The 5,812-nt window shown below is 38.0% G+C and carries 4 protein-coding genes; 3 read left to right on the top strand and 1 reads right to left on the bottom strand.

Translation table 11 applies throughout. The features are described from left to right. Nucleotides 1-374: 374 nt before the first annotated feature. Nucleotides 375-1,559, top strand: a complete 1,185-nt coding sequence (locus KM885_RS17435) for an acyl-CoA dehydrogenase family protein (protein ID WP_216884328.1) — start codon at nt 375-377, stop codon at nt 1,557-1,559. 42 nt (nt 1,560-1,601) lie between these two features. Here KM885_RS17435 and KM885_RS17430 read toward each other — a convergent pair whose 3' ends face one another. Next, nucleotides 1,602-2,279: a hypothetical protein gene (locus KM885_RS17430; RefSeq protein WP_047185539.1), complete on the bottom strand. Its 678-nt coding sequence runs from the start codon at nt 2,277-2,279 to the stop codon at nt 1,602-1,604. A gap of 269 nt (nt 2,280-2,548) precedes the next feature. Between KM885_RS17430 and KM885_RS17425 the strand changes: the two genes are divergently transcribed. Beyond that, nucleotides 2,549-3,598 carry a 2,3-butanediol dehydrogenase gene (locus KM885_RS17425; RefSeq protein ID WP_060668801.1) on the top strand — a complete coding sequence of 350 codons (1,050 nt, stop codon included), beginning with the start codon at nt 2,549-2,551 and terminating at the stop codon, nt 3,596-3,598. 294 nt (nt 3,599-3,892) lie between these two features. Beyond that, nucleotides 3,893-5,449, top strand: a complete 1,557-nt coding sequence (locus KM885_RS17420; RefSeq protein WP_216884327.1) for a multicopper oxidase family protein — start codon at nt 3,893-3,895, stop codon at nt 5,447-5,449. The last annotated feature ends 363 nt before the right edge of the window (nt 5,450-5,812 follow it).

Genomic DNA, 5,812 nt, shown 5'->3' with positions numbered 1-5,812 from the left:
TTCCCAAGTGGTACACGATTAAAAGTATTGTACTTTTTATATATTTACGTGTCCAATGGATTAAGGGGGCTTAAAAGATCGTGTGCAGGATATCGGTAAACACCATGGAGATATCAGTACACATGTACAAAATATCGGCAAACACCTCGGAGATATCAGTAATCGTGTGTAGGATATCGGTAAACACCATGGAGATATCAGCACACATGTACAAAATATCGGCAAACACCACGGAGATATCAGCACACATGTGCAAAGTATCGGTAAACACCACGGAGATATCAGCACTCGTGTACAAGATATCAGGATACTTCACGCAGTATCAGCACTCGTCTGCAAGATATCAGGATACAATCTATCGGAGGGGAATATAATTGAAACTTACAGAACTTTATTCATTTGAAGAAAGAAAGAATCTGCTGCAACAAACAGTGGAGCCTTTTAAAGAACGTGCAAGCAAACATGACAATGAAGCAGGTTTTCCATTTGAAAATATAGAGGATTTAAAGAAAATTGCTTATCACACACTTACGGTTCCAAAAGAATACGGGGGATCCGGAATCACTTTAACGGAAATGTTAAAATACCAAGAGACAATCGCTAAAGCTGATGGTTCAACAGCACTGGCTATTGGCTGGCATATGGGACTTACGAAACATAATGGGGAAAATAATAGCTGGGATAAAGAAAAATATACAGCTTTTGCGGAGGATGTTATTACTAATGGCGCACTAATTAACCATGCGATTACGGAACCTGCAACTGGAAGCCCTCAACGTGGAGGTAAACCAGAAACAATTGCCGTAAAGAATGCTTCTGGATGGAAGATTAATGGCAGAAAGACATTCACAACCTTAGCACCTGCACTACATTATTTTGTAGTTGCTGCTTCCATTGAAGGTTCGGATAAAATTGGCCATTTTCTCATCAAACGTGACATTACCGGAGTAACCATCGACGAAACATGGGATTCCATCGCCATGCGTGGAACTGGTAGTCATGATCTTATTTTAGAAAATGTTCAAGTGAATGATGATGACTTAGTAGAATACCGTGAAGACTCCAATAATCAACCTGCATCGTGGATATTACATATACCGGCATGTTATTTGGGGATTGCTAAAGCAGCACAGGAAGAAGCGGTGAAATTCGCCACTTCCTACTCCCCGAACAGTATTAAAGGAACTATTTCAGAATTACCGAACGTGAAGCAAAAATTAGGCGAAATAGAGATTTATCTGTTAGAGGCAGAGAGTTTTCTGTACAGCATATCAAGAAAATGGGACGAAAGTGATCAAGCAGTCCGCCAAAAGATGGCACTTGATATCAATGCAGCCAAAATATCTGTCGTCGACAAGGCAATTAAAATAGTTGACTTAGCCATGAGGGTGGTTGGGGCGCGAAGTTTATCAGAAAAAAGCCCTCTGCAGCGCTATTATCGTGATGTTCGTGCCGGGATACATAATCCCCCGATGGATGATATGATCATGATGCAGCTTGCAAAGAAATCTATCACGGACTTTCAATTGTCTAAAAACAAAGTTATCACATATGTTTAATTTTGATGAGAGGTGGTATTAGGATGACGCTAATACCACCTTTTAATAACGATACACATTTCCACTCTCTAAAATATACCAGCCTTTAGATGTTTTACCGATTTCCATATTTATTCTCCAACCTTCCTGACATAAATCAGAAATTCCCTTTGTAACTAGGACTGGACCAATCACCCCGGTACCATCTAAATCATCTTCTAGCCATAACTTCCCTTTTTCTATCTTACTCACTAAAAAGGAACTGTTGATTATATCTTCGTATTGTGATTCTGGAGCATTTCGAGCGCAAAGATAAATCAGTTGAGCAAGCTTTTCAACTTTTGGTAAATCTTTTACTTCTTCAAAATAATCTTGATAATCATCCTTGCTATAATTTTTTTCATTCATCCATTTTGAAAATTTCTTCATTACACGGACCGCTTTTTTTATTAGTGATTCCGGTCCCATTACTTTACGAATCAAAAAATAGTCTAGAAATTCACTTATTTGATTTTCTGTTAATTCATCTTGTCCAAAAAGTTCCGTAAAAAACGCTTCACCTTCTTCCCATTGCGCTTCCCATTTTTTACGGTTTTCATCATCTAAATATTGATAAGCATAACCATTTAAATACTCTCTAAAAAGAAAGATGACATCTTCATAATCACGAAAAGTCCTTTCTTTCAATCTCGTTTTCTGTTCTTCTAGAAATTCATCTAAAATCGCGTTGATATTTTTCAAACCATTATCCTCCCTTAAAATTCCATATTATTAGGATACTATTATTAATTGTATGTGAAAACTATCTTAGTTTAATAAACCTACTTATCATTATTACCACTATTTTGGTAATTTAATAACCAAAGTATCATGATGAGATAGCATACATATGAATATTTTCCAAAAGATGGGTTTTAACTTGTGAAGCATTGAGCATGGTGCTATAATAGAGTTGTAGAAAGGTAGTAATCCTTTTTAACATCAACTTAGATTATTTAGGGGGTTTTAAAATGAAAGCAGCAGTTTGGTATGGAAAAAAAGATATTCGTGTAGAAAATGTGGAACCGAAAGCACTCCAATCAGATGAAATTCAGGTTAGAGTTGCATGGGCAGGTATTTGCGGTAGCGATTTACATGAATATGAAGAAGGACCTGTATTCATTCCAATTGAAGAAAATGATCCTTTGACTGGTGAAAAAGCGCCATTAACAATGGGACATGAATTTGCTGGTGTTGTGGAAGCTGTAGGGCCAGATGTTACCAATTATAAAAAAGGGGACCGTGTAGTGATCAATCCTACCTTAACCTTTGGCAACAAACCGGAAGATTTAGACCCATATGATGGATTTAGCTTTATTGGATTGCATGGTGATGGGGGATTTGCTTCCTATGTAAATGTTCCAGAAAGTGCTGTCTATACCCTACCTAAAACCCTAACATTGCAAGATGGAGCACTTGTTGAACCGACAGCTGTTGCAGTGCAAGCGATTAAAGAAGGAGACATGCGATTTGGTGACACGGTAGCCGTTTTTGGTGCTGGTCCAATCGGGTTGTTAACCATTATTGCCGCAAAAGCAGCTGGCGCAAGTAAGATTATCGCTTTAGACTTATCAGAAACTCGTTTGCAAAAAGCAAAAGAATTAGGGGCAACTCACATTATCAATTCTGGAGAAACAGATCCTGTACAAGCCATTAAAGCAATAGTACCTGATGGCGTTGATGTTAGCTTTGAGGTTGCTGGGGTCGCACCAACTTTCAAACAAGCCATTGATGCAACCAAAGCACGTGGTACCATGGTCATCGTATCCATTTTTGCCCGTTCTATTGATTGGAATCCAATGCATTTAACCAATACAGGTGTGAAAGTAACATCATCTATCGCTTACACACCAACAAGTTTCCAACAAACAGTAGATTTAATGGGAACTGGGCAATTGAGACCACAAGGAATTATTACAGATCAAATTCAATTAGAAGACATTGTTGAAAAGGGATTTGAAGCATTAACAAATGATAAATCACAAGCTAAAATTCTAGTAGAATTAAGCGGTGAAAAATAAAGTATCCTAAAACAATTGGACTCATAACGTATAAACAACAAGATTCTTCGTGTCGGCCGATACGATGAATCTTGTTGTTTTTTTAAATAAATTGTTAGAGAAAAATTTTATATTTTCCTGTGGACAGGCAACCTCGAAATGCGATTTGAGTTAGCGTTTTGATTTATACCTCTTTCCCAGTTTCCTTAAGTCGAATCTAATTCCCTGTATCTTTGTTAACCGATTATATATGCCTATTCCATTTCGGGGCACTTATCATAATCTGATATAGGAGACTAGAAAGGAGATAGTAAAATGAGTCCTAAGCTTACCAAATTTGTTGATTCACTTCCTATCCCTGAAACATTACAGCCTGTTAACAAGGATAAAAGCGGTGCTTATTATGAAGTAACCATGGAAGAGTTCAGTCAAAAACTACATCGAGACTTACCACCGACTCGTTTGTGGGGGTATAATGGCCAGTTTCCAGGACCTACATTCGAGGTTCAGCGAAATGATCCTATTCAAGTCAAATGGATCAACAATCTCCCACAAAAACATCTACTTCCCATTGATCAATCTATCTTTCATGAACTTGGAGGCAATTTACCGGAAGTCCGAACCGTAACTCATTTGCATGGTAGTGAAACCACTTCTGATAGTGATGGTTACCCGGAAGCGTGGTTCACAAATGGATTTGAAGAGGTGGGGCCTTTTTTTAAAAGGAAAGTCTATGAATACCCAAATCACCAACGGGCAGCTGCATTATGGTATCACGACCATGCGATGGGTATTACAAGACTAAATGTTTATGCAGGACTAGCGGGTATGTATATTATTCGAGACAGGAAAGAGCAATCCTTCTCATTACCCGCAGGAAAATACGAAATCCCACTCATCATTCAAGATCGTTCTTTTCAGAATGATGGTTCACTCTTTTACCCTATTCAACCCAATAACCCACCAGAAAATTTACCATCCCCCTCGATTACACCATTCTTTCTTGGTGATAAAATTGTTGTAAATGGAAAAGTATGGCCATATTTGGAGGTTGAGCCAAGAAAATATCGGCTACGTATCTTAAATGCTTCAAATACCCGTGCCTATCAATTGTACCTCGACTCTGAACAGCCTTTTTATCAAATCGGTACAGATGGAGGATTACTCTCAAAAACGATAGAAATTGAAAAGATATCCATAGAGCCTGCAGAACGTATTGATGTTATTATTGACTTTTCAAAATATAGGGGAGAAACAATCACTTTAAAGAATGATTTAGGTCCAAATGCTGATCCGGAAGACGAAACAGATGACATCATGCAATTTAGGGTACGTTTGCCTCTTTCAGAAGATGATCGACATCGTATTCCAAAGCATCTAGCATCTATCCCCTCCTTAAAAGGCAATAAAATTACGGCAATTAGAACATTAAAATTAAACGGAACAACAGATGAATGGGGAAGACCATTACTTCTCCTTAACAATAAAAGGTGGATAGACCCTGTGACAGAATTGCCACTATTAGGAACGACAGAAATTTGGTCTCTTATGAACATTACTAATTTCACCCATCCCATTCATATCCATTTAATTCAATTTCAAATTTTAGACCGCCGTCCTTTCGATCTCAATCTTTATCAGTCGAATGGGCAAATTGTTTATACAGGGGAAGCAAAACCACCAGAGCCAAATGAACGAGGTTGGAAAGATACCGTAGCAGCACATTCAGCAGAAATAACCCGTGTTATTATAAGATTCGCTCCATATACAGGGGATTATGTATGGCATTGTCACATTTTAGAGCACGAAGATTATGAGATGATGCGTCCATTTACGGTTATTGAATCAGATAAAAGTGATGAGAGGGACTAAACTTAGGTGACCTTGTTTAATAGTGGAAGTGGATTTAATGGTTGGTGATAAGTTGTCTGTATGAATGCTGATATTCCTTAAGTGAGTGCTGATATCTTGAGATGATTACTGATATCTCGTAAGTGTGTGCTGATATCTTGAGATGATTACTGATATCCCGTAAGTGTGTGCTGATATCTTGAGATGATTACTGATATCTCGTAAGCGGGCTGCTGATATCTTGAGATGATTACTGATATCTCGTAAGCGGGTGCTGATATCTTGAGATGATTACTGATATACCGTATGCGAGCTTTTAAGCCCCCTTAATCCATTGGACACGTAAATATATAAAAAGTACAATACTTTTAATCGTGTACCACT

This window comes from Oceanobacillus caeni (assembly GCF_019037185.1).
In the GTDB taxonomy this organism is placed as follows: Bacteria; Bacillota; Bacilli; order Bacillales; family Amphibacillaceae; genus Oceanobacillus; species Oceanobacillus caeni.
Note: the sequence above shows the minus strand (reverse complement) of the source record. Positions and strands in the feature narration are given on the sequence as shown.